Annotated in this window: 24 protein-coding genes, 1 other RNA gene and 1 riboswitch; of the genes, 6 read left to right on the forward strand and 19 right to left on the reverse strand. The window is 74.4% G+C overall.

Annotated elements, in window-relative coordinates; all coding sequences use genetic code 11:
• Both BLQ97_RS13380 and BLQ97_RS13385 read right to left on the reverse strand, forming a co-directional pair.
• A partial coding sequence (locus tag BLQ97_RS13380; RefSeq protein WP_245692161.1) for a DUF222 domain-containing protein occupies positions 1–1178 on the reverse strand: 1178 nt, incomplete at its 3' end.
• Between the two features lie 284 nt (positions 1179–1462).
• Positions 1463–1744: a hypothetical protein gene (locus BLQ97_RS13385; RefSeq protein ID WP_091366507.1), complete on the reverse strand. Its 282-nt coding sequence runs from the start codon at positions 1742–1744 to the stop codon at positions 1463–1465.
• A 177-nt stretch (positions 1745–1921) separates the two neighbouring features.
• Between BLQ97_RS13385 and BLQ97_RS13390 the strand changes: the two genes are divergently transcribed.
• Complete coding sequence (locus BLQ97_RS13390) at positions 1922–3514, forward strand: Na+/H+ antiporter (RefSeq protein WP_217637188.1); 1593 nt, start codon at positions 1922–1924, stop codon at positions 3512–3514.
• 5 nt (positions 3515–3519) lie between these two features.
• On the opposite strand, the gene BLQ97_RS13395 is transcribed toward BLQ97_RS13390, so the two are convergent.
• The 8 genes from BLQ97_RS13395 to BLQ97_RS13430 all read right to left on the reverse strand — a co-directional run bounded on the left by BLQ97_RS13395 (position 3520) and on the right by BLQ97_RS13430 (position 9752).
• Positions 3520–4155, reverse strand: a complete 636-nt coding sequence (locus BLQ97_RS13395) for a pyridoxamine 5'-phosphate oxidase family protein (protein ID WP_091366509.1) — start codon at positions 4153–4155, stop codon at positions 3520–3522.
• Positions 4156–4282: 127 nt separating this feature from the next.
• Positions 4283–5122, reverse strand: a complete 840-nt coding sequence (locus BLQ97_RS13400; RefSeq protein WP_091366511.1) for an alpha/beta fold hydrolase — start codon at positions 5120–5122, stop codon at positions 4283–4285.
• A gap of 116 nt (positions 5123–5238) precedes the next feature.
• Positions 5239–6690 carry a family 14 glycosylhydrolase gene (locus tag BLQ97_RS13405; RefSeq protein ID WP_091366512.1) on the reverse strand — a complete coding sequence of 484 codons (1452 nt, stop codon included), beginning with the start codon at positions 6688–6690 and terminating at the stop codon, positions 5239–5241.
• 76 nt (positions 6691–6766) lie between these two features.
• Positions 6767–7363, reverse strand: a complete 597-nt coding sequence (locus BLQ97_RS13410) for a maleylpyruvate isomerase family mycothiol-dependent enzyme (protein ID WP_091366514.1) — start codon at positions 7361–7363, stop codon at positions 6767–6769.
• Between the two features lie 29 nt (positions 7364–7392).
• Positions 7393–7974: a dihydrofolate reductase family protein gene (locus BLQ97_RS13415; RefSeq protein WP_091366516.1), complete on the reverse strand. Its 582-nt coding sequence runs from the start codon at positions 7972–7974 to the stop codon at positions 7393–7395.
• Between the two features lie 86 nt (positions 7975–8060).
• Positions 8061–8627, reverse strand: a complete 567-nt coding sequence (locus BLQ97_RS13420; RefSeq protein WP_091366518.1) for a dihydrofolate reductase family protein — start codon at positions 8625–8627, stop codon at positions 8061–8063.
• Positions 8628–8698: 71 nt separating this feature from the next.
• A complete protein-coding gene (locus BLQ97_RS13425; protein ID WP_091366936.1) occupies positions 8699–9136 on the reverse strand; it encodes a VOC family protein in 438 nt (145 codons plus the stop codon).
• Between the two features lie 52 nt (positions 9137–9188).
• Positions 9189–9752 (reverse strand): dihydrofolate reductase family protein, encoded by a 564-nt coding sequence (locus tag BLQ97_RS13430; RefSeq protein WP_091366520.1) that lies wholly within the window; start codon positions 9750–9752, stop codon positions 9189–9191.
• Between the two features lie 382 nt (positions 9753–10134).
• On the opposite strand from BLQ97_RS13430, the gene BLQ97_RS13435 reads away from it, so the two are divergent.
• Together BLQ97_RS13435 and BLQ97_RS23930 are read left to right on the forward strand one after the other, a co-directional pair.
• Positions 10135–10617, forward strand: a complete 483-nt coding sequence (locus tag BLQ97_RS13435; protein WP_091366522.1) for a hypothetical protein — start codon at positions 10135–10137, stop codon at positions 10615–10617.
• 152 nt (positions 10618–10769) lie between these two features.
• Positions 10770–11144 (forward strand): tyrosine-type recombinase/integrase, encoded by a 375-nt coding sequence (locus BLQ97_RS23930; RefSeq protein WP_245692162.1) that lies wholly within the window; start codon positions 10770–10772, stop codon positions 11142–11144.
• A gap of 29 nt (positions 11145–11173) precedes the next feature.
• Here BLQ97_RS23930 and rnpB read toward each other — a convergent pair.
• Positions 11174–11589: RNase P RNA component class A (rnpB, locus tag BLQ97_RS13445), an RNA gene on the reverse strand.
• Between the two features lie 222 nt (positions 11590–11811).
• Positions 11812–11959, forward strand: a riboswitch (cyclic di-AMP (ydaO/yuaA leader).
• A 257-nt stretch (positions 11960–12216) separates the two neighbouring features.
• Here rnpB and BLQ97_RS23370 point away from each other — a divergent pair.
• Positions 12217–12822 (forward strand): VldE C-terminal domain-containing protein, encoded by a 606-nt coding sequence (locus BLQ97_RS23370; protein ID WP_175471735.1) that lies wholly within the window; start codon positions 12217–12219, stop codon positions 12820–12822.
• A gap of 43 nt (positions 12823–12865) precedes the next feature.
• Here the strand turns inward: BLQ97_RS23370 and BLQ97_RS13460 are convergent, their stop codons facing one another.
• The 3 genes from BLQ97_RS13460 to BLQ97_RS13470 are packed head-to-tail and all read right to left on the reverse strand — an operon-like array spanning position 12866 to position 14684.
• Entirely contained in the window at positions 12866–13609 is a 744-nt protein-coding gene (locus BLQ97_RS13460) for a PIG-L deacetylase family protein (RefSeq protein ID WP_091366526.1), read from the reverse strand.
• 14 nt (positions 13610–13623) lie between these two features.
• Positions 13624–14328: an alpha/beta fold hydrolase gene (locus BLQ97_RS13465; protein WP_091366528.1), complete on the reverse strand. Its 705-nt coding sequence runs from the start codon at positions 14326–14328 to the stop codon at positions 13624–13626.
• Entirely contained in the window at positions 14325–14684 is a 360-nt protein-coding gene (locus tag BLQ97_RS13470; protein ID WP_245692164.1) for a DoxX family protein, read from the reverse strand. The genes BLQ97_RS13465 and BLQ97_RS13470 overlap by 4 nt, the downstream gene beginning before the upstream one ends.
• A gap of 24 nt (positions 14685–14708) precedes the next feature.
• Between BLQ97_RS13470 and BLQ97_RS13475 the strand changes: the two genes are divergently transcribed.
• Entirely contained in the window at positions 14709–15461 is a 753-nt protein-coding gene (locus tag BLQ97_RS13475) for a sulfite exporter TauE/SafE family protein (RefSeq protein WP_091366530.1), read from the forward strand.
• 113 nt (positions 15462–15574) lie between these two features.
• Positions 15575–15757 carry a hypothetical protein gene (locus BLQ97_RS13480; protein ID WP_091366531.1) on the forward strand — a complete coding sequence of 61 codons (183 nt, stop codon included), beginning with the start codon at positions 15575–15577 and terminating at the stop codon, positions 15755–15757.
• Positions 15758–15776: 19 nt separating this feature from the next.
• On the opposite strand, the gene nadA is transcribed toward BLQ97_RS13480, so the two are convergent.
• From nadA to mctP, 5 genes are all read right to left on the reverse strand, one after another.
• Positions 15777–16823, reverse strand: a complete 1047-nt coding sequence (nadA, locus tag BLQ97_RS13485; protein ID WP_245692166.1) for a quinolinate synthase NadA — start codon at positions 16821–16823, stop codon at positions 15777–15779.
• Positions 16824–16894: 71 nt separating this feature from the next.
• On the reverse strand, positions 16895–17485 hold the full coding sequence (locus BLQ97_RS13490; RefSeq protein WP_091366533.1) for a dihydrofolate reductase family protein: 591 nt from the start codon (positions 17483–17485) through the stop codon (positions 16895–16897).
• Positions 17486–17676: 191 nt separating this feature from the next.
• Positions 17677–18774, reverse strand: a complete 1098-nt coding sequence (locus BLQ97_RS13495; protein ID WP_091366535.1) for a bifunctional RNase H/acid phosphatase — start codon at positions 18772–18774, stop codon at positions 17677–17679.
• Entirely contained in the window at positions 18771–19511 is a 741-nt protein-coding gene (locus BLQ97_RS13500; protein WP_091366537.1) for a zinc ribbon domain-containing protein, read from the reverse strand. The genes BLQ97_RS13495 and BLQ97_RS13500 overlap by 4 nt, the downstream gene beginning before the upstream one ends.
• A gap of 9 nt (positions 19512–19520) precedes the next feature.
• Positions 19521–21161 carry a monocarboxylate uptake permease MctP gene (gene mctP, locus BLQ97_RS13505; RefSeq protein WP_091366540.1) on the reverse strand — a complete coding sequence of 547 codons (1641 nt, stop codon included), beginning with the start codon at positions 21159–21161 and terminating at the stop codon, positions 19521–19523.

The raw sequence follows: 21161 nt of genomic DNA on the forward strand, positions 1-21161 counted from the left end.
GCGCGTTCGAGGTCGAGCAGTGCGGTGCCGGCCTCGTCGACGGCGCGATCGGCCGCCGCCCACCAGCCCCAGCCGGCGGAAGTCTCCTTGCCTGCGCAGCCGGGGAGGCCGTCGGTCGGGCTGGCCTGGTGGAACTCGCGGTCGGGGTCGGGGTCCAGGAGGTCCTCGGGGGCGGTGTCGTCCTGGCCGCCCGGTGGTGCGGCGTCCCAACCGGGATCGGCGGTCGCGGGATCCGGTGGCGGATCGTCGCCGAACGCCTCGCGCACCAGGTCGTCGAGCCAGCGGTCGAAGTCCTCGGCGCTCAGGTCGGCGGCGGCCCGCTCCACCGGCCCACCCTCACTGTCGATCGCCTCGGCCACGAGGCCGGGGACCAGAGAGCCGTGGCCGGTCGTCGCGTCGACGTCGGCCGGGGCGTCGGCCGGGTCGTCGGTGGTGACGGGGGCCAGGCCGGCGAAGGCACGGGCGAGCTGGCGGGCCAGCTCCGCCGGCACCACCTGCCCATCCACCTCTCCCGGCGCGTCCCCGCCCAGCAGCGTGGACACCGAGGCCACCACCGTCAGCAGCACCTGCACCGGCGGCAACTCGCACTCCCCCGGCCGCAACACCAGATCCAGCAGGCAGTCGACCGTCTTCTCCCCGCGGCTGCGGGTGTCGGCGGGGTCGGCGGGCAGGGCCGCGACACAGGCGGCCAGCGCCCGGACCAGGGCCTGGGCCTCCGGGGTGGCGCACACCACCGTCACCGCCGACAACCCGACCGTCCGCTCCGGCCGCACGCTGATCCCCCGCCGGCGCAGCGCCCGCGCGAGGTCGCTAGCGGCGTCGCGCGCATTGGCCCGCGCCACCACCCGGCGCACCCGCTCCCCCAGCTGCGCCGGCGTGGTGACGCCGCGGCGGGCGGCCAGCCAGGTCAGCAGCTCCCGCTCCACGCGGGCGCGGAGGGCGTGGTCAGAGATGGGGGCGACGTGCTCGAGCAGGCACCACAGGTGCCCGGGATGCAGCACCCCGGCCTCGAGTGCGTCGAGCACCGCCGGCAGCCGCTGCACCAGGATCAGCGACCGCTCCAGCTCCGCCTCGGCGGCCTGGGCGGTGAGGTCCAGCGCCACCGCCAGCTCGGTGGTGGCCCACTCACTCACCGGCCGCAGCACCTCAGCGCGGGCCGCCCACCGGTCGGCCGCCATCGCCCCGCGCTCCCCCTGCGCCCGATCCGTCGTCGCGAGGCGGGTGGCAGCGAACGCAGCGACCGCGCGGGCGCGGCGGGCGGTGTGGCGGGCGATCTCCCGGCCGGCAGCCTGCGCCGCACGCAGCGGACCCGACGCCCACCCGACCGCAGGCGCAGTAAGGGGCGCATCCTGCACCGAGGCCGCCGTCGTCACGACTTCGATCATACGTTCGAAAACAGCGCCGCTCAACCCCTGTGGACGAGCGAAACCGCAGGTGGGAGCCGCGCGGACGCGGCCGACGATCAGCTGTCTGCGCGGTCCTCGCCCCGCCCGTACCGGTGCTGGAGGTAGGCCCGGCCGGCCAGGCCCACGCCGGCGAACACGACGAAGTTCACGACCGCCCACGTCAGGTTCGCGAGCACCACGCCCAGCGCGAACCCCAGCGCACCCCACGCGAGCTGCTTGACCAGGAACGACCCGAACGGCTCGGCGAGGATGCGCGCCGCGTTCTGCCGCCGAAGCTCGTGCTCCTGCCGGACCGCCCGCTCCATGCGGGTCTCCGGCTGCCGGTCCTCGTCGGTCACGGCAGGCATCCTGCGGCCGGCCCGGGCGGCACGACCCCGCCGCGGACGGTGGCACACCCCCGTCGGGTGACCGGACCGCAGCCCACGGACGACGGCTCAGCGACCCGCTGACTCCCGCCGGGTCACACCCGGCGCGGAGACTGACCCGGCACGGTCGCCGCCGGACAGGAGGGTCGGATGCACGATCTGCTCGGTCTCGAACTGGTCGTGGTGCTCGGCGCCGCGGTGTTCCTCTGCGGCGTGGGCGCGCGGCGGCTCGGCGTCCCCGCCCCGGTGCTCCTGCTGCTGTGCGGCGCGCTGCTCGGCTTCGTCCCGGCGCTGCGCCAGGTGCACCTGCCGCCGGAGGCGATGCTGCTGATCTTCCTGCCGGCGCTGCTGTTCTGGGAGAGCCTGACCACGTCGCTCCGGGAGATCCGCAGCAACCTGCGCGCCATCGTGCTGCTGAGCACGCTGCTGGTCATCGCCACGGCCGCGGCGGTGGCGGCGGCCGCGCACGCCCTCGGGATGCCGTGGGGGCCGGCCTGGGTGCTCGGCGCGGCCCTGGCGCCCACCGACGCGACCGCGGTCGGCGTGCTCGCCCGCGCCCTGCCGCGCCGGACGGTCACCACGCTGCGCGCCGAGAGCCTGGTCAACGACGGCACCGCCCTCGTCGTCTACGGGCTGGCCGTGGGCACCACCGTCGGCGAGGACAGCTTCACCACCCCGCACGTCGCCGGGCTGTTCCTGCTCTCCTACGGCGGCGGCGCCGTGGTCGGCGTGCTCACCGCGCTGGCCGCGCTCGCCGTCCGGCGCCGCCTCGACGACCCGCTGCTGGAGAGCGTGGCCATCCTGCTCGTCCCGTTCACCGCCTACCTGCTCGCCGAGCTGGTCACCGCCTCCGGCGTGCTCGCCGTCGTCGTCTGCGGGCTGATCCTGAGCCAGGCCGGCCCGCGGATCGCCCACCCCGGCACCCGCCAGCAGACCCTGCCGTTCTGGGCGCTGTCGACCTTCCTGCTCAACGGCGCGCTGTTCGTGCTGGTCGGCCTGGAGGTGCAGGCGGCCGTGCGCGGGCTGACCAGCGTCGACGTGACCCGCGGGCTGGTCGCCGTCGCCGTCGTCTCCGCGGTGGTCATCGGCGCGCGGTTCGCCTGGCTGTTCACCACGCCGTACGTCATCCGGGTGCTCGACCGCCGTCCGCAGCAGCGGCTGCGCCGGGTCGGTGCGCGGGCGCGGGTGGTCAGCGCGGTCGCCGGCTTCCGTGGCGCCGTGTCGCTGGCCGCGGCGCTGGCGGTCCCGGAGACGCTGGCCACCGGGGAGCCCTTCCCGGGCCGCGACCTCATCGTCTTCGTCGTCACCGGCGTCATCGTGGTGACCCTCGGACAGGCGCTGCTGCTGCCGCGGGTGGTGCGCTGGGCGCGGCTGCCGCGCGACACCTCGGTCGACGAGGAGCGCCACCTGGCCGAGGTGACCGCCGCCGAGGAGGCGCTGGCCGCGCTCCCCCGGCTGGCCGCCGACCTGGGGACCGACCCCGCCGTCCTCGACCGCACGGTCGCCGAGTACGAGGACCACCTGCGGGTCCTGCACGCCGACGGGGACGGCGACGACGACGCCGCGGCCCTGCGCCGGGACCGCGACCACACCGCCCTGCGCCTCGCCGTCCTGGCGCACAAGCGGGCCACGGTGCTGCGGCTGCGCGACGAGCGGCGGATCGACGACACCGTGCTGCGCCAGGTGCAGGCGCGCCTGGACATCGAGGAGGTCCGGCTCGGCCGGGTCGAGTCGGTGGAGTGACCGGCTCAGGGCGCCGCGGCGGCCCCGGTCCAGGGACGCGGCTCGTGCTTGGCGCGGAAGTGGTCGCCACCCTTGCGCACGGGGTCGTCGGTCCCCCAGTCCTGCGGCGCGTCCGCCAGCCGGAGCATGCGCGGGACGTGCTTGGCGCAGTGGATGTAGGCCTCGACGACGTCGACGTGCACCCAGCGCTCGACCCGCCGTCCCCCCTCGACGGCGAGGGCGTCGAGGACCTGCGGTGGCAGTCCGGGGCGGGCGCGCAGCGCGGCCGACTCGACCACCGCGGCCCGGCCGTTGACGTGCAGCCCGACCCCGGACCCGCAGAAGTCGACGAACAGCAGGCCGACGTGGCCGTTCTCGGTGATGTTGCCGAGGCTGGCCATGACCCCGTTGCCGCGGTACTCCGGCAGCAGCAGGGTGCGCTCGTCGAGCACGCAGACGAAGCCGGGCGGCCCGGCGCGGAAGGTGCAGTCGGCCTCGCCGCCGGCGTCCGCGGTGGCGACGAAGACCATGTCCCGTTCCTCGACGAACGCGCGCATGCGGTCGTTGAGGTGGTCGAGCACCTGGTGGTCGTAGAAGGCTCGGGCGCGCACGGTGGTGCCGAGGCGCTCCTGCAGCCGGTGTTCTCCCGTCGATCCGGGCACAGCGTCCCCCTGCCGTGGTCGGTGCCGCGACGCTAGGGCGGCCCGTCCCCCGGCCGGTCGGACGCGACCGTCCCGCCGGCCGGTCGGGCGTGCCGCGGACGCAGCGTCACGCCCCGTGCCGGCGCGCCTACCCGGGTGGCGCGTCGAGGAGGTCCAGGACCATCGGCAGCAGCCAGTCGAGGCGGTCGAGCACCCCGCAGCCCTCCGGCACGAAGTGCGTCGTCCCGGGCAGGATCGCCAGCCGCGCCCGCGACAACCCGGAGAGGTCGCCCATCGCGCCTCCGCCGAGCAGGTGGAAGAGCTCCACCGCGTGCTCGGCGCGGACGGCGTCGGCGTCCCCGGCGACGACCAGGGTGGGCGCGGCGATCCGCCGGACGTCCTCGGTCCACGAGAAGGGCGTCGCGTCCAGGGTCTTGAGCTTCTCGACCAGGACCGGGAAGTGCCCGGGGTCCGGGGCGAGCGCGCGGTAGGTGGCCTCCATGGGCGTGCCGGCGAACAGCTCGGGCGTGATGGTGGGGACCATCGCCAGCAGGTCGGGGTGCATCCCCTCGCTGGCGTGCGACGCCGAGACCACCACCAGGGTGCGGACCACCTCCGGGTGGCGGACCGCCACCTGCAGCGCGGCGGCACCGCCCATGCTGTAGCCGATGACGTCGGCGCGGTCGATGCCGAGGTGGTCCAGCAGGGCCGCGGCGTCGTCGGCCAGGCCCTCGTAGGTGATCGGGCGGTCGACGTCCGCCGTCCGGCCGTGGCCCTGCAGGTCGGGGACGACGACCCGGCGGGTGGCCGCCAGCGCGGACACCAGGGACGCCATGTCGCCGGCGGTCATGTAGGCCCCGTGCAGCACCAGCACGGGACCGGCGGCCGGCTCCCCCTCGGGGCCGTGGACCTCGAAGTACACCCGCAGCCCGTTGACCCGGGCGTACCCCGTCGTCGGCGCGGCGGCGTGGTGGACGGCGTCGGTCACGTCGGCCCTCCCCTGGGTCGGTGCGGCAGGTGGGCGATCCTGGCGCACCCGCCGCGGCGGGAGGAAGGACCCGGGCGACGGGGTGGGACGGCGCGCCGCCCCACCCCGTCGCCCGGTCAGCGCTGGGGGCCGTAGGTCGCGATCAGCTGCGCGTACCGGCGCGCCCCGACGCCCTCGGACACGTCACCGACCCGCAGCACGGTCAGGCCCAGGTAGCCCCACCCCGCGAACGCCTCGTCGATGTTGTCCCAGCCCGCGTCGGAGTACAGGCCGCCGGCCAGCGCGTTCTCGCCCTTGACCGCGACGCCGGCACGGAAGGCGTAGTCACCGAACCAGTGCACCAGCGTCTCGGCCAGCGAGTACTGCGGCGCGTAGTCCTGGTCGTCCATCTCCAGCGCGGTGAAGTGCACGACCACCTCGCGCGGGCCGCCGTCGAACCGGTTGGCCAGCTCGACGATCCGCTGGTAGCCGTGCCCGGTGGCCCAGGAGTCGACGTCGACGCTGGTCTGGATGAGACCGGTCGTCACCTCGGTGGCCCGCGGGTGCTCCGGGTTGGTCATCGACCAGTGGATGCCCGGCACCTTGTAGCCGATGTCGGCCTGGGGGAAGTCGTCGCCCAGGGTGCGGATCACCGTGCGCAGCACCCGCTCGCCGTGGTCGACGAGCGAGCCGTTGTACCAGTCGACGAAGTCGCGGCCGTACTGCGTGTCGAGGTAGGCGTGGCTGCTGAAGAACGCGTCGGCGTCCTGCGGCGGGGTGATCTGGTCCTGCGCGGTGTACCCGGTGCCCCAGGCCGCGTTGACCGCCTCCAGCGAGCCGTAGCGCTGGATCGTCGTCTTCTGGAAGTCGCGGACCGCCAGCGGCGAGTACGACTGCAGCGCGCCGCGCGTCGGGTAGCCGGTGCCCGTGTCGTGCTGGTTGTAGGACGGGTAGCGCAGCTCGCCGGACGGGCCGAGCGAGACGTTGATCTCGACGACGTCCTCGGCGTAGCGCTCGCCGTAGCGGTCCTCGAAGGCGCGCGTGAAGTCGCGGTACTCGTTCATCACGACCTGGTCGGCCCAGCCCTGCACGCTCTCGCGGCTGTGGTTGCCCTGCTCGCTGCGGTGCTGCAGGCCGAACTCGCCGAGCTGCACGCCCTGGAAGCTGCGCCCGGCGTACTTCTGCCACAGCCACTCCGGCAGCAGGCTGGTGTAGTCGTCGCCGACGTTCCCGCCGCACTGGTGGAAGGACAGGATCGGCGCGAGGTCGAGGCCCTTGGACGTGACGACGTCGAAGACGCGGTCGTAGTAGGTCCAGTCGAACTGGTTGTCGGCGGCACCCTCGACGTCGCCCCACCACACGTCGACGCTGACGGCGTCGACGCCGTAGGCGGCCACCGCGTCGAGGTCGGCCTCGAAGTCCGCCCAGTCGGTGACCTTCAGCGGCGCCATGACGTTGGCGGTGAACTCCGGGTTGCCCAGCGCGACGGGTCCGGGCGGCACGGGGCCGTCGGCGGGGGCGGCCTGGGCGGGGCCGGCTCCGGCGAGCAGCAGACCGAGGACGGCGGCGGGGACTGTGGTTCTCCTCACGCCCGGCCATGCTGCCAGTCTGTGACGGTCCGGTCACGAGGGGGTTCCGGCCGACGTCGTCCCGTCGACCCCGGCCTCAGCGGCGGGGTAGTGACCGCCCGTCGGGCAGGGTGCGGCCGCTGAGCAGCGCCAGAAGGGCGCCGCTGTCGGCGCGCACGACGTCGCCGCTGCCCCGGCTCCAGTCGGTGTCGGTGGCCTCGAGGCGGACGCCGGTCAGGTCGATCCCGAAGTACGCGCCGTCGGCGGCGGCGAGGTGGTCGAGGACGGCGACCACGGCCTCCACCGGCGCGACCGGCGGCCGGCCGAGCGCGACGGTGACGTCGAGGGAGTGGATGATGGCGTGGCTGAGCGCCCCGGCCGCGCCGCCGCCCGGCGGCTGCCACGCGTGCAGCACCGGGGAGCGCAGCGCGTCGAGGTGCGTGGCGATCGGCAGGGAGGCGTCGCGCGCGGCCACCGTGTCGGAGACGCGGGTGAAGTCGCCGCCGGCCGCCGCCATCTCGGCGCCGAACTGCTCGGGCGTCAGCCGGGCCGGCATGGTCACGTGCGCGACGACGTGCCGGACCTGCCAGTCCGCGCACAGCGACGGGGCGTCCCAGGTCTCGGCGGGCGCGGCGGCGAGCAGGGTGGCCAGGCCGTCACAGGTCGGCGCCACCCAGGACTGCGGGTCGGTCACGGTCGTGCTCCTCGGGAGGGGTCGGGCGGTCAGCCGTGGAGGGTGGGACGGTAGACGAGCTCCAGGGTGCGGCCGTCGAGGGTCCGGCTCTCCAGCAGCTCGAGGTCGAAGTCGGCGGCGCCGCCGAAGACCGGGTCCACGCCGGTCCGGCCGGTGATCACGGGGAAGACCGTCAGCTGGACGCGGTCGACCAGGCCGGCGGCCATCAGCGCCCGGTTCATCGACAGGCTGCCGTGCGAGCGCAGCGGCACGTCGGACTCCTCCTTGAGCCGGGCGACGACGTCGACGGCGTCGCCGCTGACGAGCGTCGCGTCGGGCCAGTCGAGCGGCGCCTGCAGGGTCGTGGAGACGACCGTCGTCGGCATGCTGCGCATCCGGTCGTTGATCGGGTCGCCCACCAGGGAGTCCTCCGCGCTCGTGCCGAGCATCTGCTGGAACTCCCGGAAGGTGGTCGCGCCGAGGACCATCCGCTGGTCCTCGCGGTACTGGGCGAGGCGGTGCTCGAGGAACTCCGGGCCGTGCTTGCCCCAGTAGCCGCCCCAGTCGCCGCCGTCGAAGGAGCCGAAGCCGTCGAGGCTGGCGAGGACGTCGAAGGTGTAGGTGGCGGTCATGCCTCTCCTCGGGTGCGGACGACGGGGACGGGGGACAGACCGCGGACGACGGCGGAACTCATCGCCGCGGCGCGCGGCGTCGGCAGCTACGACCGGATGACGTCGTAGCGCAGCAGCACGACGCCGTTGCCGAACCGCCGGGTCTCCACCAGGTCGAGGTCGGTCGGCTCGTCGGCGGTCTCGAACAGCCGCCGACCGCGGCCGACGACGACCGGGTTGACGTAGAGCCGGTACTCGTCGACCAGGTCCAGCCGGCGGAAGGTCTCCACCAGGTCGACCCCGCCGAGCGTCATGTCGCCGCCGGGCTGCTCCTTGAGCGCGCGGATCTCGTCGGCGTCCACCTCCGCCCGCAGCGAGGCGTTCGGGCCGACCTCCTGCAGCGTGCGGGAGAAGACGATCTTCGGCACCGCCCGCCAGATGCCGGCGAACTCGCGCATGACCGGCGGGTTGTCCGGGTCCCGGTCGGCGTCGGGCCAGAACGCCTCCATGAGCTCGTAGCTCACCCGGCCCTCGAGGAAGGCGCTCCTGGTCGCGAGCTCGGCGTTGAAGTGCGCGTGCAGCTCCTCGTCGACGCGGTGCCAGCTCAGGTCGTGGCCCGGTCCCTCGAAGTAGCCGTCCAGGGACAGCATCATGTGCACGACGATCTTCCGCATCCGTCCTCCTGGGCTCCGACCCGGTACTGGAGCAGGGACCGGCCGACGCGGACGATCTCACCGGTCCCGCGTCAGGACCTCCGCAGTTCCTCGGCGAGCATCACGAGGATGCCGCTCGGGCCGCGGAGGTAGGTGAGCTTGTAGACGTCGCCGTAGGTCGCCACGCCGCGCAGCGGGTGGCAGCCGTGGCGCGCGGCGATCTCGAGGGCCGCGTCGATGTCGTCGACCGCGAAGGCGACGCGGTGCATGCCGATCTCGTTCGGCCGGGTGGGTGCCGTCTCGATCGCGTCGGGGTGGACGTACTCGAACAGCTCGAGGCGCCCGTTCCCGTCGGGCGTCTGCAGCACCGCGATGTGGGCGTGGTTGCCGTCGAGGCCGACGGCGGTGTCGGCCCACTCCCCGCTGATCGTGTCCCGGCCGAGGACGGTCAGCCCGAGGTCGGTGAAGAAGGCGATCGCGGCGTCGAGGTCGTGGACGGCGATGCCGACGTTCTCCAGTTTGATGGGCACGGGCCGCACGCTAGTCAGTGGTGGGGACCGTTCCGTGTCCGCGGTGCGGGGCTCAGCGCCTGGTCTCGTACCTGGTCAGGAGCACGCCGCCCGGGAAGGTCCGGGTCTCCACCAGGGTCAGGTCCACCCGGTGGTCCAGGGCCGTGAAGAACGGCGTGCCACGACCCACCAGGACCGGGTGGGTGACGAGCGCGTACTCGTCGACCAGCCCGGCCCGCACGGCCGCCGCGGCGAGGGTGGCGCCGCCGACGTCCATCGGGCCGCCGTCCTCGGCCCTGAGCCGGGTGATCTCGGCGACCGCGTCCCCGGTGACCAGGCGGGCGTTGCCGTAGACCGTGCCGATCGTGGAGGAGAACACCACCTTCGGCACGTCGCGCCAGCGCCGGGCGTACTCGACCTGCGCCGGGGTGGCACCCGGCTGCTGGTCGGTGGTGGGCCAGTGGGAGTCCATCGCCTCCCACAGCCGGCGCCCGTACAGCGCCGTGCCCGTCGCCGCCACGCGGTCGGACCACCACTGGAACAGCTCGTCGCTCGACACCCCCCAGCCGAGGTCGCCACCGGGCGCGGCGGTGTAGCCGTCCAGGCTCACGTTCATGCCGTAGGTCAGTCGCCGCACGGCCCCAGCCTCCCGTGGGCCGGTGCTCGGGGTACGGACCGGCACGGCGCGGGAGGGTCATCGGTCAGGCCGGACTCCGGGGACGCGGCCCAGCAGAGGCACAGGCGCCCTCAGCGGCGGCCCGGCTGGCCGTGCACTGAGCGGCGTCCGCCTCCTCTACGAGGCACCTCCGAAGTCGGGCGAGAACGCCCTGGCGCGTATGCACACATAGTGGAACTGGGGCTCTGACCGAGTGGAAGAGACGCCCGTACAGGAGGGTGCACAGGCGCACACTGTGCGCCATGGCGTGCCGAGATGACGACGGATCCGTGCCCGGCCCCCCGTGGATGAGCCATCACCGGCAGGACGGTTCAACAGTCTCAACCGTCCCCGGGAGGACAGCATGATCCGCCGACGCATCATCCCGATGAGGTCCCCTCGACTGCCTGCAATCCTGAGCTTCACGACAGCGTTGGTCGCCCTAGGCACGCCCGCGGCGATGGCTGCTCCCGCCAGCTCTGGTGCGACGAGCTTCGACTACGACAACTGCTTCCCCCAGAGCGACGGCTCCACCTTCTGCGCACGAGGCACGACCACCGAGAACTTCACAGTGGCACCGTCGGGGACGATGACCTTGAACTACCACAACGACGGGACAGCAACCTATTCAGGGGTGGACGGGTGCACTGACTCGACGTCCAACCGCACCAGCGTCAACTACCTGCTGACTCCGGACGCCACACAGGCCTACCACGTCACCGACCGCAGCCAGTCCACGCTCACGTGCTTCGGCCAGGATGTGACCTGCACCTTCACCACCGTTTTCACCTTGGCGAATGGGGCCGTCCGCGTTGTGCGACAGAACGGCACCTGCACACCCAACTGATCCGCAGCCTCCGAGATGGGCCCGGGAACGCCCGAGGCGAGGCGCCGCCTGATCATGTCGGCGGCATCGCCCGCAGCACCGAGGCACCTACCGCGCATGGTGTCGCGACGCCCTCGGCCGCGAACACGCACGCCGTCTCCCGCGGGAGGTCGGTGCCCGGCGTTGGTTCGGCGGGGTCACCACCGCCGTCCGGCACACTGCGCCGCCGCCTCACCATCGACCAGCAGCTGGCCACCACGCCGGACCAGCCGCCCTACCTCACGCCGCCCGGGACACGGGCACCGGTGCGCCCCGGCTTGGACAGCTCGGTCACCTTCCAGTCGCTGCGGCACTTCCACGCCAGCCTGCTCATCCGGCACGGGGAGTCGGTGAAGACAGTCCAGGCACGGCTGGGCCACGCGTCGGCGGCCGAGACGCTCGACACCTACAGCCACCTGTGGCCCGACTCGGACGACCGGACGCGGGCCGCCGTCGACTCGGTCATGCGTGCCTCTGCGGACTACGTGCGGACTCAGCACCCCCTCTGACCTTGTAAGCGCAGGTCAGAGGGTTACGACGGACGAGTCGGCCTGTACGCCGGGTTCTGTCCCCGGGTGCCTCACGGCCTCCCGATGGGCGGTCATCCATCTAGGCCCGCCGTTGCCGGCGGGCTCGAGCGGTCCACCCGCAGGCTCGGGCGGGCAGCCCTCGAACGCCTGCGCGGGACGGTGGTCTCCCGCCGTCCCTTCTCGACCTTGCTCCGGGTGGGGTTTACCGAGCCGCACCGGTCACCCGGTGCGCTGGTGGTCTCTTACACCACCGTTTCACCCTCACCGGCCGTGTCTCCGGAGAGGCACCGCCGGCGGTCTGTTCTCTGTGGCACTGTCCCGCGGGTCACCCCGGGTCGCTGTTGGCGACCACCCTGCCCTGTGGAGCCCGGACGTTCCTCGGCGGCGGGGTCTCCCCCGCCGACGCGACCGCCCAGCCGACTCGTCCGTCGTGTCCCGAGTCTAGGTGCCCGGGCCGCCCCGGGGGCCCGGCACCCTGAGGCGGAACCGGTTCGACACGCCGGTACGGGTGACGACGCGCGCACGGACACTGGAGAACTCGCCGAGCGGGGAGATCTGGCATTGTCACAGTTCGATGACGTCTCTAGGTTTTCGGCGTCCGGCCGGTCGTCACCTCCCCCAGCCGGGGGAACCGCCGGGCGCCGCCGAGTCGCAGCCACCCGCACGGCTGCGAGCCGGGGACCCACCGCACCACTGGGGTGAGTCCCGCCCTCCGAGCCCGGCTCGGGAGGCGGGTAGGGCACATCCCCGCCCGAACCCGTCAGCTGACCCGGTAGGCGGCCCAGGGAGAAGGAGAACCACCGCGCGGGCGCCCTCGAGGCCCCCGCGCCCCCGCACACCTCGGACGGGACGCCGCGACCCGGACCCCCGTGTCCACGCCGTCGCCGCCTCCCTCGACCGGACCTGACCGGCTCCCCGGGACCCGCCTGCGCGGCGGGCCCACCTCGCCGGCCGCGATCCGGCCTGCCCGCCACCCGGGCCCTGCCGCAGAGGCGACCGCTGAGCAGACGGCGGCGCCCGCGTACCCCCCTCGTCAGGAGTTCATCGCACCATGCCCAAGCACCGCCAGCAGCCCCTCCGGGGCCGTGCCGTCCGCCGGACCGCCGCGGTCGGCGCCTTCGCCGTCACCTTCGCCCTCGCCGGCCAGTCGGCCGCCCAGGCCGACGACCACTGGGGTCGCGGCGGGGACCGCTGGGGCGGCGACCAGGCCACGACCTCGGCCCCCGCACCGGCGCCCGCGCCCGCCCCGGCCCCCGCACCCGCCCCGGCCCCGGCGCCGGCCGCGGCTCCGGCGGTGTCCACCGACCTCTCCGGCGCCCCGACGCCGAGCTCGACCGCCTACAGCGCGTGGGCGCCGCACGTGCGCCCGGTGGTCGCCGAGGTGGTCGCGGCCTTCGACGTGCCCACCGTCTACACCCGGCCCGGGCACTCCCCCACCCAGGAGCTCGCCGCCGACTTCATGGTCGGCAGCGACTCCGCCACCGGGGACGCCGTCGCCCAGTACGTCATCGACAACGCGGCGCGGCTGGACATCGACTACGTCATCTGGAAGCAGCGGATCTGGCTGATCGGCGGCTCCGGCTGGGACGCCATGGAGGACCGCGGCTCGGCCACGGCCAACCACATGGACCACGTGCACGTCAGCTTCAACCCCTGACCGGCGCGCGGGGGCGTGGCCGGCCCTGCCACGCCCCCGCGGGTCAGCCGGCGTAGAGCCGGAACCCGGCGACCCGCCGTCCGCCCGACCGGGGGGACGGCGCGGTCGCCAGCTCCACCTGCCGCCGGGCCTGCTGCTCGACCGGGTCGTCCGACAGCGCCTCCAGGTAGCGCCGGTGCTCCCGCAGCGAGGCCACCGCCCGCTCGACGCCGTCCTCCACGTCGACGACGTGGGTGACCCCCACCGGCGTGGCGACGGCGACCCACCGCACGCCCGGCCAGGGCTCCTGGTCGGCGAGCTCGGGGTGGATCCACTCGTTGGCCGCGTCGCCGACCGCGTCGAGCACCGACCGGCCCAGCACCCGGTGGTCGGCGCTGTTCCAGAAGCCGGGGGCCGGCTCGGGCGGCGTCCAGGTGTCGCCGAAGTGCATGGTGACCACCAGCTCCGGGCGGTGCCGGCGGATCGCGGCGGCCAGCGAGCGGCGCAGCTCCAGGCCCTCGGTCAGCCGCCCGTCCGGGTGCCCGAGGAACTCGACCACCGACACCCCGACGGCCGCCGCGGCCCGCCGCTGCTCGGCCTCGCGCAGCGGCCCGGCCTCCGCCGGCGGCAGCCCGGCGATGCCGGCCTCCCCGCTGGTGGCCAGCACGTAGCGGACGTCGCGGCCGGCCGCGGTCCACACCGCGACGGCGGCCGCGGGCCCGTACTCGACGTCGTCGGGGTGCGCGACGACGACCAGCGCGCGCTGCCAGTCGTCGGGCAGGGGCTCGAACGGCGGCTCGTCGGTCACGGCTGGGAAGTCTGTCAGCGGGCGGCGACCCGCAGCAGCACCTCGGCCAGCTCCGCCGGCGCGCTGACCATCGGGTCGTGGCCGGTGGCCAGCTCCACGACCTCCCACCCGGGCTGGCTGCGGACCAGCTCCTTGGCCGGCGCGACGGTCGCCAGCGCGGGGCTGGTGCAGTCGACGTAGGTGCGCGGCCGGGCCAGCCAGCGGTCGAGGTCGAAGTGCACCGGGTCGTCGTAGACCCCGCCGGGCTGGGGCGTCTGCCGTCGCGCCACCCACTCGGCGTCGGCGCCGGAGAGCCCGAACGACGCGGGCGGCGGCGTCGGCAGCGAGCCGGACCGCGCGATCGCCGCGCGCCGGGCGGCCTGCACCTCCGGGGGGTTGCGGGTCGACCAGCTCTCCCCCGGCAGCGGGACGACGCCGTCGACGTACACCAGCGCGCCGACCTCCGCGCCCAGCCGGTCGGCCGCCCCGGTGACGACGACGCCGCCGTAGCTGTGACCCACCAGGACCGCGCCCGCGCACTCCTCGGCCCGCACCGCGGTCACGACGTCCTCGACGTGCGTGTCCAGCGTGACCGCCGGGGAGAGCTGGTGGGCCCGCTCGCCCAGGCCGGTGAGCGTCACCGTCACCACGCGGTGCCCGGCCGCCCACAGCGGCGCCAGCACCCGGCGCCAGCTCCACGAGCCGTGCCAGGCCCCGTGCACCAGGACGACGTCGCTCACCGGCCGCGGGCCACCTTCAGCGCGGCGGCGACCATCGGCGCCTGCAGCGGCAGCCGGACGGCCGCGACGGCCAGCGCTACCGGGTTCCCGCGCGCCACCCGGAACTGGTGCAGGTGCGCGGGCACGAAGCCGGTGAGCAGCGCCGCCGCCGACCAGCCGCCCGCGCGCCGGGTGGCCGGGGCGGTCAGCAGCGCGGCGGTGGCGATCTCGGCGACGCCGCTGCCGAGCACCCAGGCGCGGGCGTCGCCGAGCTCCGGCGGCACCAGCCACTCGAAGGTCCGCGGCCGCACCAGGTGCAGCACGCCGGAGCCGCCGAGGGCGGCGGCCAGCCAGGTCGCCGGGACGGGGAGGCGCACGGGCCCACCGTAGGCTGCCCGCTCGTGTCCGCCGTCGACCTCCTCATCGCCGCCGCGGTGGCCCTGGGCGCCGGAGCGGTCAACTCGATCGCCGGCGGCGGCTCGCTGATCCTCTTCCCCACCCTGGTCGCCCTGGGCCTGGGCACCGTGTCGGCCAACGTGACCAACTCGGTGGCGCAGTGGCCCGGCTACCTGGGCGGCGTGCTGGGGTTCCGCAGCGAGTACGCGGGCCAGCGCGGCCGGCTGGTCCGGCTCGGCGTGGTGTCCGTGCTCGGCGGGATCGCGGGCAGCGTGCTGCTGCTGACGACGCCCTCGGAGGCCTTCGACGTCGTCGTCCCGGTGCTCGTGCTGCTGGCCAGCCTGCTGCTCGCGGTGCAGCCGCTGCTGACCCGCCGGCTGCGCGACCGCGACGACGGCGCCGCCCGCGACCCGTGGTGGCTCTACGTCGCGCTGTTCCTCGCCACCGTCTACGGCGGCTACTTCGGCGGCGCGCTCGGCGTGATCCTGGTCGGCGTCCTCGGCACGGCACTGCACCGGCTGCCGCTGGCCAACGCGCTGAAGTCGGCGCTCTCCGCGGTGACGGCGACGGTCACCCTCGTGGTGTTCGGTCTGTTCGGGCCGGTCGCCTGGTCGGTCGTCGCGGTGGCCGCACCGGCCAGCCTGGTGGGCGGGTTCCTCGGCGCGCGGGTGGCCACCCGCATCCCCGCGACGCCGCTGCGGTTGCTGATCGTGACCTTCGGCGTGGTCGTCGCGGTCTACCTGTTCACCCGGATCTGACCCGGCGGGACGCGACCGCGCTCGCGGGACGGGTGTGACGGAGGGGTCCACCCGCTGCCGGACACGGGTCCGCGTGCCCGGGATCGGCGGGCGGGTGTGCCTAGCGTCACGCCATGCGCAACGACCCCGCCCGCGTCCGACAGCTCCACCTCATCGCCGCCGCCCGTGCCGCGGCCGTGCGGCCCACGACCGAGCAGCAGGTGTCCGACATCGTCCGCGTCACCACCGACGACGAGGTGGACACCCGCACGTTCCGCGCGATCGTCGCCGACATCTCCGCCGACGTGCTGCGCTGAGGACAGGCCCCCGGGCCCGTCACTCCCCACCGCGGCCGGGCTCGCCGATGGCGATCATCGCCTCGACGGCCCGCCGGGCACGGGTGGCGGTCTCCGGGTCGACGTCGACCGCGCCCTCGCCGGTGCGCAGCGTGTGCAGCAGCTTGGCCGGCGTGATCATCTTCATGTAGCGGCAGGCCGCGCGGCTGTTCATCGGGATGAACGCCGTCCCGCTGTTGAGCGCCCGCAGCTGGTGCAGGATGCCGACCTCGGTGGCCACCAGCACCTGCGGGGCCGTCGTCGTCGCGGCCTGCTCGACCATGCCGCCGGTGGACAGCACCCGGGTGCGCTCGGCCGGCAGGTCGCCGTGGCTGACCAGGTCGAGCACCGAGGTGGTGCAGCCGCACTCGGGGTGCACCAGGATCTCCGCGTCCGGGTGCGCGGCGACCTGCGCGCGGACGTCGGCCGGGCTGATGCCGGCGTGCACGTGGCACTCCCCCGCCCACACGTGGACGTTCGACCGCCCGGTCACCCGCTTGACGTGCGCGCCGAGGAACTGGTCGGGGCAGAACAGGATCTCGCGGTCCTCCGGGATCGACCGGACGACGTCGGCGGCGTTCGACGACGTGCAGCAGACGTCGGTCTCGGCCTTCACCGCCGCGGTGGTGTTCACGTAGCTGACGACGACGGCGCCGGGGTGCTCGGCCTTCCACTCGCGCAGCTGCTCGGCGGTGATCGAGTCGGCCAGCGAGCAGCCGGCGTCGTGGTCGGGCAGCAGCACGGTCTTGTCCGGCGAGAGGATCTTCGCCGTCTCGGCCATGAAGTGGACGCCGCAGAAGACGATCTCGCGGGCGTCGGTCTGCGCCGCGACGCGCGAGAGGTGCAGCGAGTCCCCGGTGAAGTGCGCGACGTCTTGGATCTCGGGCACCTGGTAGTTGTGCGCGAGGACGACGGCGCCGCGCTCGTCGGCCAGCCGGCGGACCTCGGCCGCCCAGCTCTCGTACTCGGCGGGCGAGAGGGTGCGCTCGTCGCCGGGGACGGCGGTGGTGGTGGGCGCGGTGGTCGCAGGCACGGCGGTCGCGGTCACGGGGCTCCTCGTCGGGGGCTGGGCGCGGGTGGCCCATCGTGCAACAGCCGGCCACCGGGGCCACTTCCCGGTCAGCGCCGGACGTCGTAGACCAGGTGGGTCACCCGGCTGCCCTGCACCACGACCGGGTCCTCGAACGCGATCTCCGGCGGGCCGCCGGTCCCGAAGCAGGGCCGCCCGGAGCCCAGGACGACCGGCACCAGCGCGAGCACCACCCGGTCGACGAGGCCGGCACGCAGCGCCTGCCCGCCGACGTCGCCGGCGCTCACCGTGACGTCCCGGTCGCCGGCCAGCTCCCGCGCCCGCGCGACCGCGGTCGGCACGTCGGGCGCGAACGTGAAGGGCGCGGTGCCGGCGTGCGGCCAGTCGTCGGCCGGCCGGTGGGTGACCACGACGACGTGCTCGCCGTTCGGGGGGACGCCGCCCCAGCCGTCGGTGAGGTCGAACAGCCGGCGCCCGCAGACCATGGCGCCCACCCGCGTCGCCAGGCCGGTCAGGAACTCCGCCGTCTCCGCGGTCACCCGGAACGGCCGGTCGGGGTCGCTGAAGGTCATCTCGACGTCGCCGTTGCCGTACCAGTCGAACAGCGGGCCGGGCGTGTCGTCGTCCCGGCCGACGTAACCGTCCAGCGACACCGCCGCGAACAGCACCACCCGGCCCACGGCACACCTCCTCGCTCCCGGCTCCGGGGTGGAGCCGCCTGGAGGGGAGACCGGCGGGCGGTCGTCAACTCACCGGTTGACGACCGTCCCGGCGCCCCGCCGGCGTCGCCTCCCCCGTCGAGATCACGTGATCTCGACGTCCCGGAGCCCCTGTCCGGCCGAGATCACGTGATCTCGACGGGGCTCGGCGGTCAGCGCAGGTGGGCGGTGTCGTTCACCAGCCGGACGGAGTGCCGGCCGTCGCTGGACCAGGCGACCGTCGACAGCGACGCCGCGCCCAGGAGCAGCCGGTGCACCACGGCGTCGTGGACGTCGAGGCCGGCGGCGAGCAGCAGCTTGATCGGCGTGACGTGGCTGACCACGAGCACCGTCCGCCCGCGGTGCTCGCGCAGCACGCGCGCCCGCGCCCGGGCCACCCGGCGGCTGACGTCGGCGACCGACTCGCCGTTCGGCGCGGGGACGTCGACCTCGGTGAAGACCCGGCGGGCGGCCAGCGGGTGCTGCGCGCGGGCCTCGTCGGCGGTGAGCCCCTCCAGGTCGCCGAAGTCCATCTCGACCAGGTCGTCGTCGAACGCCACCGGCAGGCCGAGGCGGGCGGCGACCACCTCGGCGGTCTCCCGCGTGCGGCGCAGCGGCGAGGCGACGACGACCTCCACGCCCAGCCCCGCGGCGCGCTCGGCGGCCGCCTCGGCCTCCGCCCGGCCGACCGCGGACAGCGGCAGGTCGTTGCGGCCGCTGAACCGGCGCTCGGGGGTGTGCTCGGTCTGGCCGTGCCGCAGGAGGTGGGTCACCGTGGTCACCGCCGGCGCCCGCACGGCTGCCGGCTGGACGTCGTCGGCCCTGGTGCGCGGCTCGGCGGCGGCGTCGCGGTGCACCGGCTTCCCGTCCATCGCGCTGTTGGCCAGCGCGTCGGCGGCGCCGTTCTGCGCGCGCGGCACCCACGTGTAGCGGACGCTGCCCAGCTGGCGGGCGAGGTCGCGGGCCTGCAGCGCGAGCTTCTGCATGTCGGGGTGCTTGACCTTCCAGCGGCCCGACATCTGCTCGACGACGAGCTTGGAGTCCATCCGCACCTCGACGTCGGCGCCCGCGTCGAGGTCGAGGGCAGCCTGCAGCCCGGCGACCAGCCCGCCGTACTCGGCGACGTTGTTCGTCGCCCGGCCCACCGAGGCGGCGCGCTCGGCGAGCACCCGCCCGGTGACGGCGTCGCGCACCAGCGCGCCGTAGCCGGCCGGGCCCGGGTTGCCCCGCGAGCCGCCGTCGGCCTCGACGACCAGCCGGCGCCCGCTCACAGCCCGGACTCGGCGGTGCGGACCAGGATCCGGCCGCAGTTCTCGCAGCGCACGACCTCGTGCGGGTCGGCGTTGCGGACGGCGGCGAGCTCGCGGCCGTTGAGCTCGATCCGGCAGCCCTGGCACTGCCGCGCCTTGAGCACCGCCGCGCCGGTGGTGCCGGTCTGGGTGCGGATGCGGTCGTACAGCGACAGCAGCGGGTCGGAGACGCCGCCGGCGACCTCGGCGCGGGTCGCCTCGTGCCGGGCGGTGGCGTCGGCGACGTCGGCGAGGGCGTCGTCGCGCAGCTGCTCGGCGCGCTCCCGGTCGGCGACGGCGGAGGCCCGGCCCTCCTGCGCGGCCACCAGCGCGGCGTCGGCGGTCTCCCGGCGCTCCATGAGCTCGAGCACCTGGTCCTCGAGGTCGGACTGCCGCCGCGCCAGCGACTGCAGCTCCGACTGCAGCGAGGTGATCTCCTTCGCCGTCGCCGCGCCGGAGTCGATGCGCGACTGGTCGCGCGCCGCGCGCTGCCGCACGGTGTCGACGTCGGCCTCGAGCCGCTTCTGCTCCCGGTCGAGGTCGCGCACCTCGGTCTCGGCGCGGACCACCGCCTCGGCGAAGGTGCGCTCGGACTCAGCCGCGGCCTCCACGGCGGCGACCTCCGGCAGCGTGCGCTTCCGGTGGGCGAGCTGGGTGAGCGCGACGTCCTCGTCGGCCAGGGCCAGCAGCTTCTGCTGCTCGAAGTGGTCGGCCTTCACCCGGCCAACCTACCTGCGGGCGCCGGCGTCTCCCGTCCCCGGCGGGGCGGACTCCAGCGGGTCGGGCAGGTCGCGGAAGGTCGGGTCCTCGCGCTCGGCGGTGTAGTCGGCCTCCGCCGTCCCGTCGACGCCGTCGGGCACCTTCGCCGCGCGCAGCGCCGCGGTCACCAGCACGGTGACGACGAGGTTGACCAGCAGCGCCAGGAAACCGGCGTAGACGCTGGACTGCACGTCCAGGCCGAGCTTGGCCAGCGCGAACGACGACCCGCCGAAGTGCTCTCGGACGACGCTGCCGTCCGGCCCGAGCCGCTGGATGTTGTAGAGCATCAGCAGGCCCGCGGCCATGCCGGCCACCCAGCCGGCGATGAGCGCGCCGCGGTGCAGCCACCGCGTGTAGAGACCGAGCGCGACCGCCGGGAGCGTCTGCAGGATGATCACGCCGCCGATCAGCTGCAGGTCGATGGAGAACTGCGGGTCGATGAACAGGATCGCCGCGACCGCGCCGACCTTGACCACCAGCGAGGTGACCTTGGCGACCTGGGCCTCCTGCCGCGGGGTCGCGTCCCGCTTGAGGAACTCCTTGTAGATGTTGCGGGTGAACAGGTTGGCCGCCGCGATGGACATGATCGCCGCGGGCACCAGCGCGCCGATGCCGATGGCGGCGAAGGCGATGCCGGCGAACCAGCTCGGGAACATCTCCTGGAACAGCACCGGGACGATCGTGTTGCCGTCCTCGCCGATCGGCGTGACGCCTGCGGCGATGGCCATGAAGCCCAGCAGCGCGATGAACCCCAGCGCGAGGCTGTAGACCGGCAGGGCGCTCATGTTGCGCTTGAGCACGTCGCGGTTGCTGGCCGCCAGCACGCCGGTGATCGAGTGCGGGTAGAGGAACAGCGCGAGCGCCGACCCCAGCGCCAGCGTGGCGTAGCCCAGCTGGCCGGTGGCCGGGAGCAGGACACCCGCCCCGGTGCCGGCGGAGAACTTCTCCTCGGCCGCGCCGAAGATCGCGTCCCAGCCGCCCAGCTTCGTCGGGATGACGATGACCGCGACGATGATCGTGAGGTAGATCAGCGTGTCCTTGACGAACGCGATGAGCGCCGGGGCCCGCAGCCCCGAGTTGTAGGTGTAGAGCGCCAGGATGACGAACGCGACGACGAGCGGCAGCTCGCCCTCGACGCCCATCGCCTTGAGGATCGCCTCGATGCCCACCAGCTGGAGGGCGATGTAGGGCATCGTCGCGACGATGCCGGTGAGCGCGACCAGCAGCGCCATCACCGGCGAGTCGAACCGGGCGCGCACGAAGTCGGCCGGCGTGACGAACCCGCGCACGTGGCTGACCGACCACAGCCGGATCACCACCAGGAACACCAGCGGGTAGATCACGACCGTGTAGGGGACGGCGAAGAACCCGGCCGCGCCGGCACCGAACACGAGCGCGGGCACGGCGACGAAGGTGTAGGCGGTGTAGAGGTCACCGCCGAGCAGGAACCAGGTGATCCAGGTGCCGAAGCTGCGGCCGCCCAGGCCCCACTCGTCGAGGTGCATGAGGCTCTCCGCGCGCCGCCAGCGGGAGGCGACGAACCCCATCACGGTGACGACGAGGAACAGCACGATGACGATCGTCAGCTCGACGACGTTGACCCCGTCCAC

It is taken from the genome of Geodermatophilus telluris, from assembly GCF_900102745.1.
Lineage (GTDB): Bacteria > Actinomycetota > Actinomycetes > Mycobacteriales > Geodermatophilaceae > Geodermatophilus > Geodermatophilus telluris.